A 22826-nucleotide genomic window follows, 5' to 3' on the forward strand; every position below is an offset into this window, starting at 1 on the left:
ACCTTATCGCAAAGGAATCGCGTTGCAACCCCAAATCCGGAGGCTGGAAACGGGTTGTGGACAAGCCTATATACGTCTCCCCTTTGTTGGATCGCGACGACACATTGCGACATCTCCGGCACCTCCATGACGGTCTCACATGTTGTCTTTTGTTTCGTCCGCTTTAGTGTGGCGGGCGCTAACGAGGCAGGAGATGTAGCCGATGGCATTGCAGGCAGGCAGGAATGCGGACTGGTGGCGCGGCGCGGTAATCTATCAGGTCTATCCGCGCTCGTTTCAGGACACCAACTGCGACGGGCTCGGCGACCTCAAGGGGATCACCCGCCGGCTGCCGCATATCGCCAGTCTCGGTGTCGACGCGATCTGGCTTTCGCCCTTCTTCAGGTCGCCGATGGCCGACATGGGCTATGATGTTTCCGATTATTGCGACGTCGACCCGATCTTCGGGACGCTCGCCGATTTCGACGAGATGATGGCGGAGGCGCACAGGCTCGGCATCAAGGTCGTCATCGACCAGGTGATCTCGCACACATCGGACCGGCATCCCTGGTTCGTCGAGAGCCGGACGAGCCGGACCAATGCGAAGGCGGACTGGTATGTCTGGGCCGATCCGAAGCCGGATGGCACCGCGCCGAACAATTGGCTGTCGATCTTCGGCGGGCCGGGCTGGGAGTGGGACGGCGTGCGCCGGCAATATTACCAGCACAATTTCCTGACCTCGCAGCCGGACCTCAATTTCCATAGCAGGGAAGTGCAGAATGCGGTGCTGGAGACGGTGAAGTTCTGGCTCGACCGCGGCGTCGACGGCTTCCGGTTGGATACCGTCAACTATTATTTCTGCGACAAGCAGCTCAGAAGCAATCCGCCGCACGAGCCCGATGAGGATGATGCAGGCCTCGATGCGCCCGACAGCAATCCCTATGGCATGCAGAACCATCTCTATGACAAGACGCAGCCGGAAAACGTCGATTTCCTCAAACGCTTCCGGGTGCTGCTCGACCAATATGAGGATCGTACCACCGTCGGCGAGGTTGGCGACGGCGCGCGTTCGCTGAAGACGGTGGCGGCCTATACGAGCGGCGGCGACAAGCTGCACATGTGCTACACCTTCGATCTGCTGGGACCGGATTTTACCGCCGAGCATATTCGCGGCTGCGTCGAAGCTTTCCAAAAATCCGTGACAGACGGCTGGGTCTGCTGGGCTTTCTCAAATCACGACGTCATGCGCCATGTCAGCCGTTTTGCGGTGACGGAGGAAGAGCGACCCGTCATCGCCAAACTGGCAATCTCGGTTCTTTCGGCGCTGCGCGGTTCAATCTGCCTCTATCAAGGCGAGGAGCTCGGCCTGCCGGAGGCGGAGCTTGCCTTCGAAGATCTGCGTGACCCCTACGGCATCCGCTTCTGGCCGGCCTTCAAAGGCCGCGACGGATGCCGCACGCCGATGCCCTGGGAGGCGGGCAAGGCGCATGCGGGCTTTACCTCCGCCGAAAAGAGCTGGCTGCCGGTGCCTTACGAGCAGGCGGCACTTTCCGTGGATACACAGGAGGGGAGCGACAGCTCGGTGCTGCATCACTATCGCAAGTCGCTCGCATTCCGGAAGAGCCATCCGGCACTGATCGACGGCGAAATGACCTTCATCGGCACCAATCAGGATCTGCTCGTCTTCACCCGGGAAAAGGACGGCGAAAAACTACTCTTCGTTTTCAACCTGACGCGCAAACCGGCGGAATTCCGTCTGCCTGAAGGCATGGTGTTGGGCGAACCGCTCGAGATGCCCGGGTTCGAGGCGGTGTCGGTTTCGGGGCTGGTGAAGCTTGCGGCGCTGGACGGGTTCTGTGCGCGGCTTTGAGGATCAATCAGCAGTTTGTCGTAATCCCCATGGGAGCGGATCCAAAACCAGATGAGGTCGTCGCTATCGCGGACGGCTAAAGCTCTCCAGGACGCGCCAACGCGTGCCAACCAAAAGCGGCCGACGCGCTTGAAATGCAGGGATGGATGTCTGGGTTCTTGTTTGCGCCGATCGAAATTTTCGTCGGCAGCTTCCGGATCTGCTTACGCAAGCCGTCATAGGCCACTCAGAAGGAGGGAGTTGCATGGTGTTTCAGAGCGGCCTTGTTTTTTCGGCGCGAAAATCTGCCAAGGCCTTCTCCGCGAAACGATCGAGCTTGCCGCTCGCGGCGTCCCTTCCATCCGTCGATCCCAGCGTTCGGCCTTAAGGGCTTCAAACCACGCTGAAAAGGCCTGGAACTCCTGCTTGTCGAGTTCGGTCACGGATTTTTCAATCTGTTCCAGCTTGGTCATGATTTGCTCCAGCGATATCGCAAAATAGGTGCTGGCGCGGAATTTGCTATGGATTCCATCACCCGATCAGCGCGAACTTGTCCACATCGACCATGCCGCGGTCGGATATTTTCAGGTGTGGGATGACCGGCAGCGGCAGGAAGGCGAGCTGGAGGAAGGGTTCTTCCAGCGTGGCGCCGAGCGCGAAGGCGGCCTTGCGCAGATGGTGCAGGGTGTCCCGGACTGTCTCGTAAGGCTCAAGGCTCATCAGGCCGGCGATGGGCAGGGCGATTTCGCCCGTGACCTTGCCGCCCTCCACGACGACGAAGCCGCCCTTGATTTCGGTGAGGCGGTTTACGGCGCGCGCCATGTCGTCCTCGTCGACGCCGACGACGCAGATATTGTGGCTGTCATGGCCGACGGTGGAGGCGATCGCGCCCTTCTTCAGGCCGAAGCCCTGGACAAAGCCGTTGGCGTGATTGCCGTTCTTGCCGTGGCGCTCGATGACGGCGACCTTGATGATGTCGTTGGCAAGATCGACCGCCGTTTCGTTGCCTTTGACGGGCAGCCGGTAACGGCGATGCTCGGTGATGATCTTGCCCGGCATGACGCCGATGACCGATGTCTCGCCCTCCCTGGCCGGCACGCCGAAATGGGCCGCGTTGACCGGTCTGGCCTTGACGCTGTCGAGGCCGATCGGAGCGACCGGCTTGCGCGTGGAAAAGAGCGCGTCGGTGACGCGGCGGCCAGCGGAGAAGACCATGTCGGCACGGCAGTTTTCCAGACTGTCGAGAACCACGAGATCGGCGCGCCAGCCCGGCGCCACCAGGCCGCGGTCCCGGAGGCCGAAGGCACGGGCGGCCGAGATCGAGGCGGCGCGATAGATCGCCAGCGGCTCGACGCCGTTAGCGATCGCCGCGCGGATCATGTGATCGAGATGGCCCTGTTCGGCGATATCGAGCGGATTGCGGTCGTCGGTGCAGAGCGCGAGATAAGGCGATAGCCGCTCGGTGATGATGGGGATCAGTGCAGCGAGATCCTTCGACACGGACCCCTCGCGCACGAGGATATGCATGCCCTTGCGGATCTTTTCCAGCGCCTCGGTGGCGGTCGTACATTCATGCTCGGTGCGGATGCCGGTTGCGAGATAACCGTTGAGGTCGTTGCCGGACAGAAGCGGTGCATGACCGTCGATATGGCCGCCCTGGAAGGCGTCGAGCTTAGCCATGCAGACGGGATCCTTGTGGATCACGCCGGGGAAATTCATGAATTCGGCAAGGCCGATGACCTTCGGGTGATGGCGGAAGGGCAGGAGGCGCTCGATCGGCAGATCGGCGCCAGAGGTTTCAAGATGTGTTGCCGGCACGCAGGAGGAGAGCTGGACGCGGATGTCCATGATCGTCTCGAGCGCGGATTGGAGAAAGAATTCGATGCCGGCGGCGCCGAGCACATTGGCGATTTCGTGCGGATCGCAGATCGCGGTGGTGACGCCATAGGGCAGAACGCAGCGGTCGAATTCGTGCGGCGTGACGAGCGAGGATTCGATGTGCAGATGCGTGTCGATGAAGCCGGGAACGACTGTTTTTCCCGATATGTCGATCTCAGTTTCGCCCTGATAATTGCCTGAGGTGCCGACGATGCGATCGGCTCCCATGGCGATATCGGAGCGGACGAGTTCGCCGGTGACGAGGTCGAAGAAACGGCCGCCCTTCAGCACGATATCGGCCGGCACGCGGCCGACCCCTTGGTCGATGAGGCGTTCGAGTTTGCTGGTCATGGCCTTGCTCACATTGCAACCGATTCCTAAACTTTATAGCCGATCTGCCGCCACAAGCGAGTGCCACAAACGAAACCGGGCGCCACAGGGGGCGCCCGGTCGATGGCGATCAGCGATAGTTTATTCAGCGGCGACGATCTTGCCGCCTTCCCATTTGTAGAGCGAGAAGCTCTGCGAGGTGAGGTCGCCGGTTTCGCCGTAGGTGACCTTGCCGATAGCGGTCTGGATTTCCTTGCCGTCTTTCAGCGCGGCCGCGACGGCTTCGGCATCCTCGGCGCTGCCGGCCTTCTCGATGCCGGCTTTCAGCACTTCGACGGCGGCATAGGCGTTGAGCGTGAAGGCCTCGGCCGGGATGTTCTTGGCAGCGAGCGCATCGGCGGCAGCTTTGGAATCCGGGTTCTTGGTGGCGTCGGAGGCATTGGTGAACAGCGTGCCTGCCGCCGCATCCGTGCCGATCGCCCAGAACTCGGTGTTGGAGAGGCCATCGCCGCCGATGATCGTCGCGTTGGCGGCGAGGTCATGCAGCTGGCGGGCGAGCAGGCCGCCTTCCGGGTGATAGCCGCCGAAATAGACCAGGTCGACCTTTTCCGATTTGACGCGGGTGGTGAGCGCGCTGAAATCCTTGTCACCGGGAGTGATCGCGTCATTGACAACTTCGGTCATCCCACCGGCGTTCAGCGTCGCCTTGAAGGCGTCGGCAAGCCCTTTGCCATACGCGCCCTTGTCGTTGACGATGGCGATCCGCTTGTCCTTGAAATTCTTCAGCACGTATTTGGCGGCGACTTCGGCCTGCTGGTCGTCGCGGCCGCAGGTGCGCAGCACATTGGTGAGGCCGCGCTTGGTGAGGTCGGGGGCGGTCGCGGTCGGGGTGACCATCAGGACGCCATTTTCAGCCAGAACGTCCGAAACGGGGATCGCAACACCCGAGGTCACCGGGCCGACGACGAAGCGAATGCCGTCGCCAACGACCTTGTTGGCGGCGGAAACGCCCTGCTTCGGTTCGCCGGCATCGTCGGCCAGCTCGAGGACGACCTTCTCGCCGAGAATGCCGCCTTTCTTGTTGATCTCGTCGACGGCGGTCTGAGCGCCGTTCTTCACCTGGTCGCCATAGGCGGCGACGGGGCCCGTCAGCGGCGCAATCAGGCCGATGGTGATATCGGCATGGGCAAGCGGCGCGAAGGCAAGCGACGCGACGAGTGTCGCCGTCAATGTCTTGAGGGTCATTGTCTGTCTCCTTGGGTGGGGTCCTTCGACCCGCGATGAGGTGCCGCGCCGGTTTTTCCGATCATTCCACGGCCCTTTGGGCCGTGCCAAGGACGATCGACAAGGGCGCGATCAGTGAGCTGCCGGCCATATTTGACTCGGGAAGGCTCATGACGAGATTTCTAGGAATTTTGACGGGATTGCGCAAGTTTATAACAAATGGGAAGCGAAATGCGATCGATGCGGCCGGAAACTCTGCGAAGGCGGTTACTTTCTCTGCTTTTCGGTGATTTCTCATCGGCAAAGCTGCGAAGGGAAGCGCCTCCGCCTAAGCGAAACCACCTCGTAGGGTTGTCTTTATCTTTCCCATTAACCGTTAGTTTGGCTGATGGCAGTAGTATCCCCCGATACCCGAAATACCGCAGTATTGAAAAAGAGACCCAGACAGATAATTAGATAGACACATCGGGAAACAGAGACTGGATGCTCAAGCGTATCGACGCCAGCCAGGTGCGTATCGGAATGTTTGTGGAGGCCGTCGAGGGCCTGTGGCAGGATCCGCTTTTGTCCAAACGCAGGTTTTCGCTGCGGCGCGAGGTCGATGCCGCGAAAATTCGCAAATGCGGCACTGCCAGCGTCGTCATCAACACCAGCAAGGGGCTCGATACCAACGGCCTGCCGGGACGTGACATCGAGATCGATATCCAGGCCGCGCGCGAGACCGTCCAGAAATCCGTGCAGGTGCTGGACGAGGCTTTCGCCAGGCTGCGGAATGGCGATGCGATCAGTGTCGCGCATGTGGCGCCGGTGATTTCTTCGGTCTCCAAGTCGATGGAGGAAAACCCCTCGGTTTTCCTGAACGTCACGCGTTTGAAATCGAAAGACGAAGTGACCTTCCTCCATTCCATTTCGGTGAGCGCGCTGATGATCCTGTTCAGCCGCCATCTCGGACTCGACGAGCAGACGGTCCAACTGCTCGGCACCGCGGGGTTGCTGCATGATGTCGGCAAGCTTGAAATTCCGCTTGAGGTGCTCAACAAGGCAGGGCCTCTGGAAAAGGACGAGATCACCCTGATCCGCGGCCATCCGGAGAAGGGACACGCTTTCCTGTCGCGGCAGGAGGGCATGTCGGAGATCGTTCTCGATGTCTGCCTCAATCATCATGAGCGCATCGACGGCAAGGGCTACCCGCATCGGCTGTCCGGCAGAGAGTTGAGCCTCCATGCGCGAATTGCCACGATCTGCGATGTCTATGACGCCATCACCTCGGTGCGGTCATACAAGGCGGCGTGGAACGCGAGCGAGGCACTGAAGTGGATGTTCGGCAATGAAGGGCACTTCGATCGCCGGCTCCTGAAGAAATTCGCCCTCTGCCTTTCCGTCGCCTCCGTGACCTGAGGTTTTTTCTGCGCCGAAACGAAAAGACCCGCGGGGATTTTGTCCGCCGCTGGCCCGAAGCGCTTATGAACGCGTCTTCAGATGTTGTTCTGCAGGATCGTCCGCAGCTTGCCGAAGAGTTCGTCGATATGGTGTTTCTCGATGATCAGCGGCGGGGAGAGCGCGATGATATCGCCGGTGGTGCGGATCAGCAGGCCGCTTTCATAGGCTTTCAGGAAAGCGGTGAAGGCGCGCTTGGTCGGCTCGCCGGCGATCGGATCGAGCTCGATCGCGCCGATCAGGCCGGTGTTCCTGATGTCGATGACGTTGGGGCAGTCCTTGAGTGAATGCAACGCGTCGGCCCAATAGCCGGAAAGCTCGGCGGCACGCGTCAGCAGCCCTTCTTCCTTGTAGGTATCGAGCGTGGCGAGGGCGGCGGCGGAAGCGATCGGATTGCCGGAATAGGTGTAGCCGTGGAAGAACTCGATCATGTGCTCCGGGCCGTTCATGAAGGCATCATGGATCTCGGAGGTGACGAAGACGGCGCCCATCGGAATGACGCCATTGGTCAGGCCCTTGGCGGCGGTGATCATGTCGGGCTTGACGTCGTAATATTGCGCGGCGAAGGGGGCGCCGAGGCGGCCGAAACCGGTGATGACCTCGTCGAAGATCAGCAGGATGCCGTGCTTGGTGCAGATCTCGCGCAGCTTCTGCAGATAGCCCTTCGGCGGAATCAGAACGCCGGTGGAGCCGGCCACCGGCTCGACAATGACGGCCGCGACCGTCGAGGCGTCATGCAGGGCGACGATGCGCTCCAGTTCGGTGGCAATGTCGCCGCCATGCTCGGGTTCGCCGCGGGTGAAGTTGTTCTTGCCGGGCTGATGGGTGTGCGGCATGTGATCGACGCCGGTCAGCAGCGTGCCGAACATTTTGCGGTTGGTGACGATGCCGCCGACGGAGATGCCGCCGAAATTGACGCCATGATAGCCGCGCTCGCGGCCGATCAGGCGGAAGCGTGAACCATTGCCCTTCACGCGGTGATAGGCGAGCGCCACCTTGAGCGCCGTCTCGACGGATTCGGATCCGGAATTGGTGTAGAGAACGTGGTTCAGGCCTTCCGGCGCAATGTCAACCAGCCGGTTCGCCAGCTCGAAGGCCTTGGGGTGGCCGAGCTGAAAGGCGGGGGCGTAATCGAGCTCGCCGGCCTGCTCGCGGATCGCCTCGGTGATCTTCGGGCGGCAGTGGCCGGCATTGACACACCAGAGGCCGGCCGTGCCGTCCAGCACCTGGCGGCCGTCATGGGTCGTATAATACATGTCCTTGGCGCCGACGAACATACGCGGCTCCTTCTTGAATTGGCGATTGGCCGTGAACGGCATCCAGAAGGCGCGAAGATCGTTCGGTGCGTTGAGGCGATTGGACATGCTGTTCTCCTGGCCGCTGACGGCCCGTTCCCGGGGCTTCACGCCCATATTTTGACTGCCCGGTCAAATTATCAGGGCTTCTTGAAGCGTCAACGGTAAAACGCCCGAGAGCCACTCGGGACAGGAAGCCTTGAGTTTGAGCATATCCCGGGACCGGCAGGTGCAGAAAAAAAGGGCACGACCGGCAAATCGCAAGATTTACCGGTCGTGCCATAAGGTTCAGGTGCTGAAATATCGTTGCCGCGCCTCCGGGAACATCCCCTTGCGGCATGGCATCGGCCGACATTCATGTCAGCGCTATCATCAAGCGGCGGATCTATTCCTGTTTGTCACCAGGTAGATGTCTTCGAGCGTTGCCAGGATCTTCATGACCGGCTCGGAGGTGCTGGAATAATAAATGGTCTGTGCGTCACGCCGGGTCTTCACCAGCTTCTGTGCGCGCAGCTTCGACAGGTGCTGGGAGAGTGCCGACTGGCTGAGGCCGACCTGCGTTGCAAGCACGCCGACGGCCACTTCGCCCTTCACCAGGCTGCACAGGATCAGCAATCTCTTGGGATTTGCCATAGCCGACAATAGAGCTGCCGCCACATTGGTGTGATCGGCCAAATCTGTGGTTTCCATATTGTTATCTTCCTAATGCGAAACGTACATCATGCTTGTTGGCACTGGCCGTCAGTCGGATTTTGACCGACGCCCAAAAACTAGCAATTGGGGTCGAAGATTGTATATACCTAAATTTAAGGTATCGAGTATGCTATTTTAGACATGTTTGAACAAATGTGATCGGCATCCCGAGCGAGGGTTTCGAATTCATACCGCAGCAGAAAATCGCCGGAAATCATATCGAAACCTGAGGGATCGATACCACAAATGCGCCAGGAAGCCGATTCCGGCGCTTTCAGCCTGGCAGCAAGGGCCTCGGCCACATCGGGGTGCCGTTCTACTAAATCTCGCACTGTTTCTGCCGCGCCGGCGGCAATCTCCTCATTGGCAGCCGACTGGATGATGAGGTCGTTCCCATTGAGCTGGTAGGCGCGGCCGAAGCCGCCATTGAGGCTGGCCTGCTCCGGCTTGAGGCGGAAGAAGAGGAAATCGGGAAAGTCGATATAAAGCTTTGCCTTGGTGTGGCGAGCGAGAAAACGCGTGCGCAGACGCTCGTGGAAGGCGTTGCCGCGCTCGACGGGTTCCGCCAGGCATTGGGTCGTCAGGCGAGGGTGGGCAAGCGGATCGCCCTTGCCGGCCTCGCCGGCCAGGAGCGAGGCGCGCGCGTCATGGCCGAGCGCTTTGGTATGGGCCGAGAGTTTCGAAACGAGAATGACGGGGGTGCCGTCAATATCGGTCGCGACGAGCACGCGGCTGGCGAAGGGAAAGCCGGTCTCGGGGTCGAGAACGGCAATCGCCGCGTGCCGCGCGGAGCGCAGAAGCACGCGGGCGAGTTTGCGGGCGTCGTCGTCGGTTTCGCGTATGGGCGAGGGCTGATCTTTCATATCCGCTTTGTGGCAAAGCGGATTGAAAACATCAAGCGTCCTGCTTGCGGCGATGGCGGGTAAGGCCGGCGACGATATCCTGGGCCGAGATGGTACCGACGATCGTGCCGTTCTCGACGATGCCGATGCTGCCCGGCTGGCGGGCAAGGGCATCGAGGATATCGACGAGCGGGGTCTCGGCGCGGGCCGTGGCGCTGACACTCATGCCGGCGGCTGTCTGACCGAGTCCGGACTGCATCACGTCGGCCGCCGTCAGCATGCTGATCGGATTGAGATGCTGCACGAAATCGGCGACATACTGGTCGGCGGGGTTCTTGACGATGTCGTGCGGCGTTCCGCACTGGATGATGCGGCCGCCCTCCATGATGGCGATGCGGTTGCCGATGCGGAAGGCCTCGTCGAGATCATGGCTGACGAACAGGATGGTCTTCTTCAGCCGCCGCTGGAACTCCAGAAGTTCGTCCTGCAGGCGGGTGCGGATCAACGGATCGAGCGCCGAGAACGGTTCGTCCATCAGCAGGATCGGGGCGCCGGTGGCAAAGGCACGGGCCAGTCCAACGCGCTGCTGCATGCCGCCCGAGAGCTCGTTGACCTTGCGGTCGGCCCATTTCGCCAGGTTGACAAGTTCGAGCTGCTCGCCGACGCGCTGTTTGCGTTCGGCCTCCGGCATGCCGGCGAGTTCGAGGCCGAAGCCGACATTCTCGGCGACCGTGCGCCAGGGCAGAAGAGCGAATTGCTGGAACACCATGGAGACGGTGTGGGTGCGCAGCTCCCGCAGGGCCTTGGCATTGCATTTGTAGGGATTGACGGAGCCGGTGGCCGTGGAGACCGCGACATCGCCGCGCACCACCGGGGCGAGCCCGTTGACGGCGCGCAGCAGCGTCGACTTGCCCGAGCCGGAAAGGCCCATCAGCACCAGAATCTCGCCTTCCTCGATCGTCAGCGAGGCATTGGCGACGCCGAGCACGAGGCCGGTAGCAGCGCCGATTTCGTCACGTGTCTTGCCCTGATCGGCCATGGCAAGCGCTGTTTCCGGCCGGTCGCCGAAGATGATGCTGACATCCTTGAAGTTTACCGCGGTCATGCTCCGTCTCCTTCACCTGCCGCGCGGAACATGCGGTCGAGAATAATGGCCAGGATGACAATGCAGAGACCGGCTTCGAAGCCTTTCGCAACATTGACGGTGTTCAGCGCCCGCACGACAGGCACGCCGAGACCATCGGCGCCGACGAGGGCGGCGATGACCACCATCGACAAGGACAGCATGATGGTTTGGGTGAGGCCCGCCATGATCTGCGGCGCGGCGAAGGGAAGTTCTACCTTGCGCAGCACCTGCATCGGCCGCGCGCCGAAGGCGACGGCGGCTTCCACAAGCGAAGGCGGCGTCGAGATGATGCCGAGGCGCGTCAGCCGGATAGGGGCGGGGATTGCGAAGATGACGGTGGCGATTAGCCCCGGCACCATGCCGAGGCCGAACAGGATGAGCGCCGGAATGAGATAGACGAATGTCGGAATGGTCTGCATGAGATCGAGCGCTGGGCGCATGGCGGCATAAATCCAGGCGCGGCGGGCGGCTGCAATCCCGAGCGGAATGCCGATCACCATGCTGACGAAAGTGGAGGCCAGCACAAGAGCGAGCGTCTCCGTCGTTTCCTTCCAGTAGCCCTGGTTCATGATCAGCAACAGACCAAGACAGGTGAAGAGGGTCACCGCAATCGATCGGCGCAGCCAGAAGGCGATGGCGGCGATGACGGCGATGACGATCAGCGGGTGAGGCTTCTGCAACACGAAAAGCAGCCCGTCGATAACGTGCGACAGCACGGAGGCGAGTTGGTCGAAGAACCATGCGCCGTTCGAGGTGAGCCAGTCCACAAAGGATTTTGCCCAGGGGCCGATGGGAATCTTAAAGTCGGTGATCCAATTCAAGAGCGCGCGCCTATCCAGAAAAAATCAACAATGGACAAAATGAAACGGGGCGGCTCGCCGCCCCGTTCATAACATCAAAGGCCGAGACCGGTCTTGGCGGCCGCCAATGCGTCGCCCTTGCCGTCGCGGGTCTTGACCCCTGCGAGCCAAGGCTCGAGCGCAGAAGGGTTCGCCTTCAGCCATTCGGAAGCGGCAGCTTCCGGCTCCTTGCCGTCATCGAGGATCTTGCCCATGATCTGGTTCTCCATGTCGAGGGAGAACTTCAGGTTCTTCAGCATCGTGCCGACATTCGGGCATTCATCGAGATAACCGGCGCGGACATTGGTATAGACCTTGGCACCGCCGAAGTCGGGACCGAAGACGTCGTCACCGCCGGTGAGGTAGGTCAGCTTGAAGTTGGTGTTCATCGGATGGGGCTCCCATCCGAGGAAGACGACGGGCTTGCCTGCTTTCTCTGCACGGGCGACCTGAGCGAGCATGCCCTGTTCCGAGGATTCGACGACTTCCATCTCCTTCATGCCGAAGGTGTTCTTTTCGATCAGGTCCATGACCAGACGGTTGCCGTCATTGCCGGGCTCGATGCCATAGATCTTGCCGTCGAGATCGTCCTTGTGGGCGGCGATGTCCTTGAAGTCCTTGATGCCGAGTTCGGCGCCCTTGGCGTTGGTGGCGAGTGTGTACTTGGCGCCGACGAGGTTGGGGCCGAAGGATTCGACTGACTTGTCATCGAGATAAGGGCGGACGTCCTTTTCCTGCGTCGGCATCCAGTTGCCGAGGAAGATGTCGATGTCCTTGTTCTTCAGCGAGGTGTAGGTGACCGGCACCGAGAGAACCTTGACGTCGGTCTGATAGCCGATGCTCTTCAGGACGACGGCTGCGGTGGCGGTGGTGGCGGTAATATCCGTCCAGCCGACATCCGAGAAGTGGACCGTGGAGCAGCTGTCAGGATCGGCGGCGAAGGCGGCGGTCGCAACGGAGAGGGCGGCGACGGCAGTTGCAGTAACCAGTTTGAACGTGCTTGTTGTTTTCATTTTAGACTCCCAGTCTTTAAGTTCCCAAGCCAACCACCAATAGCCGAGTTTGACAAGCGACCTCAGTGCGTTTGCGTCGTATCGACCCATGCGATTGCGACGTCGGCGGATTTTTCGCGGCACCTGGTTTTCAGGCGGCTCGGCGATTTTCGGGCTGGGATTCCTGTGATTATCGCCGCCAGGGGGCTTTTCTTTGCCATTATGAGCTTCAATAAACCGATCAAGGAGAGATCGGATGGCAAAACTCTATTTCAACTACTCGACGATGAACGCCGGCAAGTCGACGATGCTGCTGCAGGCCTCCTATAATTACCAGGAGCGCGGCATGCGCACGGTGCAGCTGATCGCCGCCTTCGACGAGCGCACCGGCCGGGGCGTCATCGGCTCGCGGATCGGGCTGGAGGCAAGCGCCATCCCCTTCGAGCCGCATGAGGACCTGTTCCGGCTGATCGCGACGCTGAGCGGAGAGGGGGCGCCGATTGCCTGTGTTTTCGTCGACGAGGCGCATTTCATGACGCCCGTCCATGTCTGGCAGCTTGCCCGCGTCGTCGACAGGCTCGGCATTCCTGTGATGGTCTATGGGCTCCGAACCGATTTCCAGGGCAAATTGTTTCCGGCCTCGCAGGAACTATTGGCGATCGCCGACGAAATGCGTGAGGTGCGGACGATCTGCCATTGCGGGCGCAAGGCGACGATGGTGGTGCGGCTCGACGCGGAGGGGAAAGTGCTGCACGAAGGCGCGCAGATCGATGTCGGCGGCAATGAGAAATATGTCTCGCTCTGCCGCAGGCATTGGGATGAAGCGATGAACGGGGCCTGGATTGCCGAGCCGGTCTGAAGACGCGGCTGCCGCCTGTTTCTTTGGCGCCGCAAGCGACCTGCTTTCCATTTTACGCAATTCCGGGCGGAAAACCGCTTCACACTTTTCGGCATCATGCTCTAGCTTGGGCGATATGAGATTCCCTGGAGACGCCTGTGCGCAAACCTCCGCCATTCCAAAGCCAATACGAAGCTGCCGGCAGCCTTGCCGAGAGGGTTGCGGTCGACGGAGCCTATTGTGTGGGCGCGATCAGCGCGTTTAGCGGCGATGAAGCACGGTCGGCCGACGAGGTTTTCCTCGAGCAGAACGCTCGGTTCCAGGCGCATATCGCCGATGCTGAAGCACTCGACGCGCTGCAGGCCGAGCTGGTCTTTTCCCTCGACCGGCTGACGGCCGAGGTTTCCGCCGATCTCGACAGCTTTCGGGGGCTGACGCTGCGCGAGAAGATGGCCGGCTGGACGTCGCGCCAGCGGATGTGGCGCATGTACACCGAACGCGTGCGCGAGGCTCCGGTCATCGAACGACTGCTCGAGCTTCTGACGAAATCGGATGCGCTCGCCAGGCTGATCGCCGGCCAGCGCGCTGCGATCATAGGGCGGCATAGGGTCGCCGAACGCGGTCTCGTCGACATCGTCGAGCAACGGCGCCGGCTGGTCGATTCCATCGATATCGCCCGTCTCAAGATGAAGGAGCTCAACGCCAAGGCGCTAACGACGCAGGGCCGTATCGGCGTCTACGGCAACAGGGCGCATTGGGAGCAGATGGAGGCGGAGCGGCGGGCGCTGAAGGCGGAGGCCGAGCAGATTTCCGCCGGAGAGCACGAGATGCGCGACGACAGCCAGCGGCGCGAACGGTTCATCGGTCTGTTCCAGAGCTTTGTGGATTCGCTGAACGGCCGGATCGCCGCCTGCAACGTGCTGCTGCGCAAATTGATGATCGACGTCGAGGAGCGGTTGATCATCTACCAGGCGCAGGTCGATACCGACAGGCCGGGCATGAAGATGCGGATCAAGCCGGAACTCTTTCCCGATATCGCCGCGCCGATCGGGCTGTTCGAGAAGGGCATGCTGGTCGCCCAGGATCTGGAGCGGCGCAAGAGCCGCGCCGATCTGGAATTCGCCGGCAGGTTTCCCGCCTATGCCGAACCGCTGCCGGAGACATCGGGAGCGCCTCTGATCGACACGGTACGCAGGTCCTTCCGTTTCAGCCTGCCTTTCCTGCGTTCCTGACCCGCGAGGCCGTTCGCGCCGCTGTCGCGATGCATTCATCCGAAAAATCGAGGGCTCGTGTTGTGCTCGGCCCGTCGAGCGCATATGTGGGGATGGCAATGTCCCGCTGCAGAATTCCTTAAATCGGAATCGATTTAAGGAATTCTGCAGTAATTGAAAGTGTTACAGCGTCCTTAGCGCGTCTGAAAAGACGCGCGGCGCTGTGGCGTTTGCCTCGCCTGACAGGAGACGACGATGCTTGATCGGATAGCCGGTTTTTTCAGGCTGATCGGCCAGACGATCGGTCGCTGGGCCCGCCTGTTTTCCGCCTGGGCCTTCTGGCCCTTTCTTGCCGCGCATGGCTGGTATCAGCGCCGGAGCTGGATGATCCGGCTGCCGGTCATCGCGCTCGTGGCGCTCTTCGTCGTGCTCTACGGCTATTTCTTCTGGCAGACGCAGGTCTGGTCGAATTTCAACACCGCCTTCGTCGACCAATACCGGCTTTCCGAGCGCAAGGTTGCCGCGGGACAGGACGTGCCGGTCGCGGAGGGAAGCAACAGCTCAGCCGCCAAGACCTGCCAGCGTTCCGCCATCGTTGACGTCACGGCCGACCTGACCGACTTCAACGTCAATCAGAACGCATGGATCTCCTCGATGCTGCTCTATAAAATGGGCTTTTTCGGCATCGACTGGGATCACACGCCTTTCCTTGATAATAAGGCGTCGTTCCAGCGCGGCATCAATCAGGCGGTCCGCCGGACGTCGGCGGAGCTTGTCGATACGCTGGGGCGGGTGCGCGGCACGTCGGGCATCAACAACGATCTGCAGAGCGCCCGCGGTAACTTGCAGTTCGACGAATACAGCTGGTATTTCGGGCTCAATCCCTTCGGGCCGAAGACGCCGACGCCCTCTTACTACCGCTCGGCGATCGGCAGCCTGCGCAAGTTCAACACCGATCTTTCCGCCTGCAGCGTCATTTTCGACGGCCGCGCCGACAACCTCATGCAGTTCATCGACCGCATCGCCAACGATCTCGGCGGTACGTCCGACATGCTCGCCGAACGTTCGGAAAATCACAACCGCGGTTGGTTCGATACGCGCGCCGACGACCGGTTCTGGTTTGCCTATGGCCAGCTCTACGCCTACTACGCCATCCTTGCCGCCGCGCAGGCGGATTTCTCGCAGGTGGTGCAGGAGCGCAATCTCGGAGCGGTGTGGGGCAGCACGATGCGGCAGTTCCAGGCAGCGCTGCGCATTCAGCCGGCGATCATCTCGAACGGGCGCGAAGACGGCTGGATCATGCCGAGCCATCTCGCCACCATGGGTTTCTATATTCTGAGGGTGCGCTCGAACCTCGTCGAGATCCGCTCGGTGCTCGACCGCTAAATTTTCGCGGGGCAGCGCGGTCTCGTATCGTCCTCGAAGCCGACGACGCGCAGCCTCTCGACGAACTCATAGGTGACGCCGACGATGCCGCCCCCGCTTTGACCGTCCCGGAAGCGGCCGACGCTGCGCACCAGCTTGTGGCCGCCAAGCCGATTGCAGACGCGGTATACGAAATGGAACCCGACGCCGTGAAGGCTCGCTTCTTCGAAGGTCTGGGCGATCAGGCTGCGGTCGTCCTCATGGATGCGCGACATCAGCTCGGCCAGATTGACGGGGCCGTCGCTGTAGGGGAGGTCGAAAATCGCGTGCACGTCCTCGCTTGCAAAGAAATGTCCCGCCTCGATGTCGATGCGCCAGAAGCCGAAAAGGCGATAGGCAGCAAGCATCTGGACGATTTCCGCATCAGTGATGCCGATGTGGGCGCGGGATTGCTCAGTCTTGTCGCTGACGGGCTGTTCGAAGCGAAGAGACACGTTTCCCCCAGATCACGGGTCCCCAGATCACGGGACGACATCCAGACTCTCTTCCGATACCTCAGTTGATCAGCTTCAATCGAATTGCCTTAGCGACCAACTGGGTGCGGTTGACGCAATCGAGTTTTTTGATCGCGTTGGTCATGTAGGCGTTCACCGTATGATCCGAGAGCGCCAGGATCTGGCCGATTTCGATCGAGGTCTTGCCCTGGGCAGTCCAGCGCACAACTTCCAGTTCTCTGGTCGACAGCGCGTTATGCGCGCATTCCTCATTCCGCTTGACTGCATTATATGCATCGAGCGCATGCAGAATGATCATTGCCAGCTCGTTGACCTCGCTCTGGCCGAGTGCGGCGCGCTCGCCACAGAACCAGAAGACCAGGCGCTGGCCATTGGCAGCAATGGTCGGCATGGCAACGCCCGCCGGTATGGCATGGCGCAGCATCAGGGCGCGCAGTTCGGCGGGGAAGGCTTGACCATTGGCGGCGTCGTTTAGATGCCATGCCGGGGGGACGGCGGATTCCCTCAGCCGTAAGCCGAAAGGACAACCGCGCATCATGTGGGCGCGGTCGAACTCCTTGATATAGGCGGCCGGAAGCGAGCTCTCGATCAGCAGGGGTTTCAGCAGGAGGTCTTCCGGGGAGGGCGCGTGCATCAGGGTCGCATGCGACAGTCCGAAGGCGGCGGAGACCCTGCCGAGCGCTTGCGCAAACAGGCTGCGCGTCCGTGCAGTGGCAAGCTCTGCCGAAAGCGATGATTGTCTTTCAGAGGTAGTCATATAAGACATCTGTACGCCCCCGGCTGACCTAATGTTAACGCTATCAAACACAGAAAGCCGGCGGGATGCTAGTCCCAATTGACTTAGCGCAAGCTGATTTACTCGAATTGTGTAAAATTATTGAGGGGCGATCGCGCTTTAGTTGAGTTTTGACTTGCAGATATACCGTTACGGTATCTTCGATCTCCTTCACGCCGCATAGCCATGGGTCTTGCGCAGTGATGCACTGAGAGAATCACTTGGGGGAGGCGGCGGCAACAGGTGCTGAAATCCGGCTTGCTGGCGATCAAGGCAATTGCTAAGCATCTTGCCATGTATAATTGAGGCAATTTAATCGTGCGCTCTGCGATTTCTTTTTTCGTGCAGTCCCTGCTTTCCCCGATACTACTTGTTTTATTATTTTTGACCCTGCCGATCGGAGCTGCAACCTCGCAGGCTGCCGGAGAGAAGAAGCAGGCAGGGCAGCCGCCAATGCGCTTCATCCTCGTGCACCATCCCCTCTGCACGGAAGACTGCCCGGGATGGGTGTCGGCAGAGGGTCGCATAACTTCTGATACACCGGCCCAACTCCGAAAAATGCTGAAGAAGGTCGGCGGCCGGAAACTGCCGATCGTGTTCCGGTCCGAGGGCGGTGATGTCGAGGCCGCTTATGCGATGGGCCGGATAATCCGCAAAGCCGGTCTTGAGACGGCGGTCGGTGGCGCACGGCTGAAGGATTGCCCGGCCGACGATCTGCGTTGCGATGCCGCTATCACAAAGCATGGGACCGCGCTTGGCTACGCCTATTCGGAAGGTGCATATTGTTTTTCCGCCTGTCCGCTTGTATTGGCCGGCGGTACGTCGCGTGTCGCGTCGCAATGGGCTTTGATCGGCGTTCACCAGATCACGACAGTTTATAACAAGGTGCGTGTCTCCTACCGCATCGAATACAAGATCGTGAACGGCAAGAAGAAGGAAATCTCCCGCAAGGAGGTTGGACGCAAATCAGCAGGGCAGAGCAGTTCCACCAAGCTCGGCAAGAAGGCCGGTGCTGCGTTGACAGCCTATTTGAAGGAAATGGGCGTCAGCCAGGATGTGATCGGCCTGATGATGAGCGCCACGCCTGAGAATATCAACATCGTACTGCCCGCGGAGGCACTTCGGACGGGTCTCATCACCGATATGCTCTCCTACAATGAGTGGCCCGGCATGCCGCTCTGCGCGAGGGATGCAGCGGCCGAGGCAGTCTGTCACGGCCACCCGGTCGCCCAAGCGCCCGTGGTGGCTGCGACACCTGTATCCAAGGCGCCGGCGCAGGATGTGGCCGCGGTCACAAGCGAGACTACACCGGAAAACCGGCCGATGGATTTTCTGCTGATGTACAACGGCAATTGCCAGGACGAGTGCACCCAATGGATTTCTGCCGAAGGAGAGATTACGCCGGAGACACCGGCTCGGCTGCAGGCGATCTTGGAAACGCTTGGTGAACGAAAGCTGCCGGTCGTCCTGCAATCCTATGGCGGAGACATGGACGCGGCTTTTGCGATGGGGCGTGCAATCCGGGCTGCTGGTCTAGAGACTTCGATTGGCAGAACGCGGTTGCCCCACTGCCCGACGCTGGACCCGCGTTGCAAGGCGAGCATGGTCAAAAGCGGACCGACTGGAGGCGAGGTCTCTGCAGGCGGTGCATACTGCCTTTCGAGCTGTACTCTTGTCCTGATGAGCGGAATGCCGCGGCTTGTCGGATATTCCGATATCGGCCTCGTCCGGCCCACGACAGCTGAATATACGAAATTCTTCGCCTATTTCGACGAGATGGGCGTCGGTCCCCAGACATATGAGACGATGATGTTCGCGACGTCGATCGAGCGAGACAAGATACTGCGTTCGCAGGCATTCGATCTCGGCATCATCAATGGTATCATTCCTTACGGTGAAGAGCCCGGCCTGCATTTCTGTGGGCCAGACGCGAAGGAAAGTCTCCGATGCCCCGGAAATCAGAAGGCCGGGATCGTTCCTGCCACAGCGTTGGCAAATTGATATCGGACTGCGGAAGAACATTTCCTGATGGCCCATCGCTGTTGCCCGTGGGCGACTGCTTGTTGCCGGTCTGAAATTGTTTTTCTTCCGCCGGCTACTCCTTATCCTTCAAATCATTCTTCGACGTCACGCTCATCAGCTTCTCCAGGAAGCCGAGCATGACGGCGGAGGCGACGAAGGCGAGGTGCATGAGCGTCAGCCACATGATCTTGCCGTCGGCGTATTTGTCGGCGTTGAGGAAGACCTGCAGCAGGTGGATGGAGGAGATGGCGACGATCGAGGAGGCGACCTTGATCTTCAGGCTGCCTGAATCAAGCTTGCCGAGAAAGGAGACTTCGTTGTCGGCTTCGCTCGCTTCATCGAAGCGGCTGACGAAATTTTCATAGCCCGAAATCATCACCATGACGATCAGGCTCGCGACGAGAGCCGCATCGATCAGGCTGAGCATGGCAAGGATCATCTCCGCCTCGTCGAGGGCGAAGACGCCGGAAGCGATCTTCAGCAGCTTGTAGCCGAAGGAAACGGCATAGACGGCGAGTGCCGCAACCAGGCCGATATAGAAGGCGACGAGGATCCAGCGGCTCGACAGGATGATGCGCTCGATGATCAGTTCCAGTGCTTTCATGTCTTCACCCTATAAAACCGCGATCGTTGACCGCCACATAAACATCCGGCGTGGCCGCCGCAAGGCGCAGTGCTATTCACACCTCGCCGATATTTCGCTATCCCGATGAGAGGGAAAACGCCTCCGCGCCCCGCGGTAGGCCGGGACGGGGAACATCCATGCCATCAATCAAATCCGATATCGAAATCGCGCGCGCTGCGGCCAAGAAGCCGATCTTCGAAATCGGCGCGAAGCTCGGCATTCCGGTCGGGCAGCTCGTCCCCTACGGTCACGACAAGGCAAAGGTCAGCGCCGAATTCATCGCCGGGCAAGCGGACAAGAAGGACGGCAAGCTGATCCTCGTCACCGCGATCAATCCGACGCCGGCGGGCGAGGGCAAGACGACGACGACCGTGGGTCTCGGCGACGGGCTGAACCGGATCGGCAAGAAGGCCATCGTCTGCATCCGCGAGGCTTCGCTCGGCCCCTGCTTTGGTGTCAAGGGCGGCGCGGCCGGCGGCGGTTATGCCCAGGTCGTGCCGATGGAAGACATCAACCTGCATTTTACCGGCGATTTCCACGCGATCACCTCGGCGCACAATCTGCTGGCGGCGATGGTCGATAATCACATCTACTGGGGCAACGAGGAAAATATCGACATCCGCCGCATCACCTGGCGGCGGGTGATGGATATGAACGACCGAGCGCTCAGGAGCATGGTCTCCTCGCTCGGCGGTGTCGCCAACGGCTTCCCGCGTCAGGGCGGGTTCGACATCACCGTCGCCTCCGAGGTGATGGCCATCCTCTGCCTCGCCACCGACCTCAAGGATCTGGAACGGCGTCTCGGCGACATCATCATCGGCTACCGCTTCGACAGGACGCCGGTGCATGCGCGCGATCTCAAGGCAGATGGCGCCATGGCGGTGCTGCTGAAGGATGCGATGCAGCCGAACCTCGTGCAGACGCTGGAGAACAATCCGGCCTTCGTGCATGGCGGGCCGTTTGCCAACATAGCCCATGGCTGCAATTCGGTGACGGCGACGAAGACGGCGCTGAAGCTCGGCGACTATGTGGTGACGGAAGCGGGCTTCGGGGCCGATCTCGGCGCCGAGAAATTTTTCGACATCAAATGCCGTAAGGCCGGGTTGAAGCCGGATGCGGCGGTCATCGTCGCAACCGTGAGGGCGCTGAAGATGAATGGCGGGGTGAAGAAGGAGGAGCTCGGCACCGAGGATGTCGCGGCGCTGAAAAAGGGCTGCGCCAATCTTGGCCGCCACGTCGCCAATGTCCGCCGGTTCGGTGTGCCGGTGGTCGTGGCGATCAACCATTTCATCTCCGATACCGACGCCGAAATCGCGGCAGTGAAGGAATTTGTTTCGAGGCTCGGCGCCGAGGCGATCCTTTGCCGCCACTGGGCGCTGGGTTCGGCCGGCATCGAGGAACTGGCGCACAAGGTGGTGGAGCTCGCGGAATCCGGCCAGGCGAAATTCCAGCCGCTCTATGGCGACGATGTTTCGCTGTTCGAGAAAATCGAGATCGTCGCGTCGAAGATCTACCATGCCGGCGAGGTGACGGCCGACAAGGCGGTGCGCGACCAGTTGCAGATATGGGAGGAGCAGGGTTACGGCAAGCTGCCGGTCTGCATGGCCAAGACGCAATATTCCTTCTCCACCGATCCGAGCCTGCGCGGCGCGCCGGAAGGCCACATCGTTACCGTGCGCGAGGTGCGGCTTTCAGCGGGAGCTGGCTTCGTCGTCGCCATTACCGGCGAGATCATGACCATGCCCGGGCTGCCGAAGTCACCGTCGGCGGAACGGATTTTCCTGAATGAGCAGGGTTATATCGAGGGGTTGTTCTGATCCAGGGATGGCTTTCCAGCGCTCGAGCAGACAACGCTCGCGACGCTTTTCAAAGTCTGGGTCGATGAACAGCCAGATGAAAAGGCTTTGCAGCGCGCCGAGGAACAGCATTCCTATGGCAGGAAGCCAATGCAATCGACCCGTAAAAGTGAAGCCGACGGCGACGATCAGGAGAACCGAAATGATACTCGCTATGATTTTCATTGGCCGCTGACCCCATTTCCCAAGTCGCAGCTTCCATTTGGTTATTTCGCTGCACGATTCAAGCGAGGATCGCGGCCATTGAATGATCAGTGGCAGTAGCGATAGCCGCCTTTCCTTTCGATCACGTCGAGGTGGAAATGGGTTTCGTGGGCGGCGTCGCTTTCGGGGTCGAGGACGGTGGTAAAATAGAGGCAGCCGGCGGCGCTGACGGTGCGTTGGAACGCGCCGGTCAGCGTCGCGTCCTCGCGGCGGGAGCGGACGGCGACATCTTCGCCTTTCTCGAAATGGAAGCTGGCAATGTCGATGGCATTGCCACGGGCATGTTCGGAGATCTTGCCCGTGCCAGCGCTGTTGCGCAGGCGGCACATATAGGAGGTTGCCTGGTTGACTGTCGTGAGGCGGCCCTGCTCCGGCAGAGCGGCAGAGGCTGCCGGAATAACACTCTCTTTCATCCAGCGGGCAAGGGCGAGTGCGGCCGGGCAGCGGACCGTCGCCTCCGGCTTCAGCGTGATGCCGGGCAGGGCTTCGGAAACGATGATCGGCTTGTCGATACCGCAGCCGTTGCCGTCGTCGATGCGTGGGACATCCCTGAAGGCGACGCCCAAGGCCTTAAGCGCAGCGGTGCATTCGGCGTGCTTGGCATCGCTTTCCGGTTCGATCGTCAGATGCTGCTCTTCGAGCGTCTGCTCGGCGGGCGGCTTGTTGTCTTCCTCCGGCGTTTGCGGGCCTTGGCCCGGCGGGAGCGGCGGGCCCTGCATTGGTTCCGCCGGTTCGGGTTTTGCCGATTCGGGTTTTTTCGGTTCGGTGGGCGCCGCCGCCGGCTGGTCTGGTGCAGGGGTCTCCGGTTCCTTCACATCAGGTTTTGGCTGAGGTGCCGGCACATCATTCGGTGCCGGCGGTTCAGCCTTATCAGGGAGTGGAGTAGGGCTGGTCGAACCGGCAGCATCCGGTCGGGGCTGGGGTAGGGGAC

At 60.7% G+C, this 22826-nt stretch carries 21 protein-coding genes; 7 read left to right on the forward strand and 14 right to left on the reverse strand.

Features of this window, described 5'->3' with window-relative positions; translation table 11 throughout:
- Positions 1-202: 202 nt before the first annotated feature.
- Complete coding sequence (bglA, locus tag K6N12_RS26975; RefSeq protein WP_097626608.1) at positions 203-1849, forward strand: beta-galactosidase BglA; 1647 nt, start codon at positions 203-205, stop codon at positions 1847-1849.
- Positions 1850-2064: 215 nt separating this feature from the next.
- Here bglA and K6N12_RS26980 read toward each other — a convergent pair whose 3' ends face one another.
- The 3 genes from K6N12_RS26980 to K6N12_RS26990 all read right to left on the reverse strand — a co-directional run bounded on the left by K6N12_RS26980 (position 2065) and on the right by K6N12_RS26990 (position 5281).
- Positions 2065-2301, reverse strand: coding sequence for a hypothetical protein (locus tag K6N12_RS26980; RefSeq protein ID WP_239620149.1), 237 nt, complete (start codon positions 2299-2301; stop codon positions 2065-2067).
- 58 nt (positions 2302-2359) lie between these two features.
- Entirely contained in the window at positions 2360-4057 is a 1698-nt protein-coding gene (ade, locus tag K6N12_RS26985) for an adenine deaminase (RefSeq protein ID WP_097626610.1), read from the reverse strand.
- A gap of 120 nt (positions 4058-4177) precedes the next feature.
- Positions 4178-5281, reverse strand: coding sequence for a branched-chain amino acid ABC transporter substrate-binding protein (locus K6N12_RS26990; protein ID WP_097626612.1), 1104 nt, complete (start codon positions 5279-5281; stop codon positions 4178-4180).
- A 462-nt stretch (positions 5282-5743) separates the two neighbouring features.
- Here K6N12_RS26990 and K6N12_RS26995 point away from each other — a divergent pair, with 462 nt between their 5' ends.
- Positions 5744-6658 carry an HD-GYP domain-containing protein gene (locus tag K6N12_RS26995; protein ID WP_097626614.1) on the forward strand — a complete coding sequence of 305 codons (915 nt, stop codon included), beginning with the start codon at positions 5744-5746 and terminating at the stop codon, positions 6656-6658.
- A 77-nt stretch (positions 6659-6735) separates the two neighbouring features.
- On the opposite strand, the gene aptA is transcribed toward K6N12_RS26995, so the two are convergent.
- The 6 genes from aptA to K6N12_RS27025 form a co-directional block, all read right to left on the reverse strand.
- A complete protein-coding gene (gene aptA, locus K6N12_RS27000; protein ID WP_097626819.1) occupies positions 6736-8061 on the reverse strand; it encodes an omega-aminotransferase AptA in 1326 nt (441 codons plus the stop codon).
- Between the two features lie 303 nt (positions 8062-8364).
- Entirely contained in the window at positions 8365-8682 is a 318-nt protein-coding gene (locus K6N12_RS27005) for an ArsR/SmtB family transcription factor (protein WP_003592984.1), read from the reverse strand.
- Positions 8683-8798: 116 nt separating this feature from the next.
- Entirely contained in the window at positions 8799-9548 is a 750-nt protein-coding gene (locus tag K6N12_RS27010; RefSeq protein ID WP_097626616.1) for a HugZ family pyridoxamine 5'-phosphate oxidase, read from the reverse strand.
- Positions 9549-9579: 31 nt separating this feature from the next.
- Entirely contained in the window at positions 9580-10632 is a 1053-nt protein-coding gene (gene choV, locus K6N12_RS27015; RefSeq protein WP_097626618.1) for a choline ABC transporter ATP-binding protein, read from the reverse strand.
- Positions 10629-11474: a choline ABC transporter permease subunit gene (choW, locus tag K6N12_RS27020; protein ID WP_003592987.1), complete on the reverse strand. Its 846-nt coding sequence runs from the start codon at positions 11472-11474 to the stop codon at positions 10629-10631. The genes choV and choW overlap by 4 nt, the downstream gene beginning before the upstream one ends.
- A 74-nt stretch (positions 11475-11548) precedes the next feature.
- A complete protein-coding gene (locus tag K6N12_RS27025; protein WP_097626620.1) occupies positions 11549-12505 on the reverse strand; it encodes a choline ABC transporter substrate-binding protein in 957 nt (318 codons plus the stop codon).
- Positions 12506-12740: 235 nt separating this feature from the next.
- Here K6N12_RS27025 and K6N12_RS27030 point away from each other — a divergent pair, with 235 nt between their 5' ends.
- The 3 genes from K6N12_RS27030 (at position 12741) to K6N12_RS27040 (ending at position 15919) form a co-directional block, all read left to right on the forward strand.
- Positions 12741-13343, forward strand: coding sequence for a thymidine kinase (locus K6N12_RS27030; protein ID WP_097626622.1), 603 nt, complete (start codon positions 12741-12743; stop codon positions 13341-13343).
- Between the two features lie 137 nt (positions 13344-13480).
- Positions 13481-14554, forward strand: coding sequence for a hypothetical protein (locus tag K6N12_RS27035; RefSeq protein ID WP_131711384.1), 1074 nt, complete (start codon positions 13481-13483; stop codon positions 14552-14554).
- Between the two features lie 234 nt (positions 14555-14788).
- The gene (locus K6N12_RS27040) at positions 14789-15919 is read left to right on the forward strand and encodes a DUF2333 family protein (protein WP_097626626.1); all 1131 of its coding nucleotides are present in this window, start codon (positions 14789-14791) and stop codon (positions 15917-15919) included.
- On the opposite strand, the gene K6N12_RS27045 is transcribed toward K6N12_RS27040, so the two are convergent.
- Both K6N12_RS27045 and K6N12_RS27050 read right to left on the reverse strand, forming a co-directional pair.
- Positions 15916-16392: a PAS domain-containing protein gene (locus K6N12_RS27045; protein WP_097626628.1), complete on the reverse strand. Its 477-nt coding sequence runs from the start codon at positions 16390-16392 to the stop codon at positions 15916-15918. The genes K6N12_RS27040 and K6N12_RS27045 overlap by 4 nt on opposite strands.
- A gap of 61 nt (positions 16393-16453) precedes the next feature.
- Positions 16454-17179, reverse strand: coding sequence for a helix-turn-helix transcriptional regulator (locus tag K6N12_RS27050; RefSeq protein WP_097626630.1), 726 nt, complete (start codon positions 17177-17179; stop codon positions 16454-16456).
- 327 nt (positions 17180-17506) lie between these two features.
- Between K6N12_RS27050 and K6N12_RS27055 the strand changes: the two genes are divergently transcribed.
- Positions 17507-19189: a COG3904 family protein gene (locus K6N12_RS27055; RefSeq protein WP_097626632.1), complete on the forward strand. Its 1683-nt coding sequence runs from the start codon at positions 17507-17509 to the stop codon at positions 19187-19189.
- Between the two features lie 94 nt (positions 19190-19283).
- Here the strand turns inward: K6N12_RS27055 and K6N12_RS27060 are convergent, their stop codons facing one another.
- The gene (locus K6N12_RS27060; RefSeq protein ID WP_131711383.1) at positions 19284-19814 is read right to left on the reverse strand and encodes a TIGR00645 family protein; all 531 of its coding nucleotides are present in this window, start codon (positions 19812-19814) and stop codon (positions 19284-19286) included.
- Between the two features lie 158 nt (positions 19815-19972).
- Between K6N12_RS27060 and K6N12_RS27065 the strand changes: the two genes are divergently transcribed.
- Complete coding sequence (locus K6N12_RS27065; RefSeq protein ID WP_097626635.1) at positions 19973-21652, forward strand: formate--tetrahydrofolate ligase; 1680 nt, start codon at positions 19973-19975, stop codon at positions 21650-21652.
- On the opposite strand, the gene K6N12_RS27070 is transcribed toward K6N12_RS27065, so the two are convergent.
- Positions 21593-21856 carry a hypothetical protein gene (locus tag K6N12_RS27070; RefSeq protein WP_239620151.1) on the reverse strand — a complete coding sequence of 88 codons (264 nt, stop codon included), beginning with the start codon at positions 21854-21856 and terminating at the stop codon, positions 21593-21595. The two genes, K6N12_RS27065 and K6N12_RS27070, sit on opposite strands and share 60 nt — an antisense overlap.
- 86 nt (positions 21857-21942) lie before the next feature.
- Positions 21943-22826: extensin family protein (locus K6N12_RS27075; protein WP_131711382.1), on the reverse strand; the 884-nt coding region annotated here is incomplete at its 5' end.

The organism is Rhizobium redzepovicii (assembly GCF_019793435.1).
Taxonomy (GTDB): Bacteria; Pseudomonadota; Alphaproteobacteria; order Rhizobiales; family Rhizobiaceae; genus Rhizobium; species Rhizobium redzepovicii.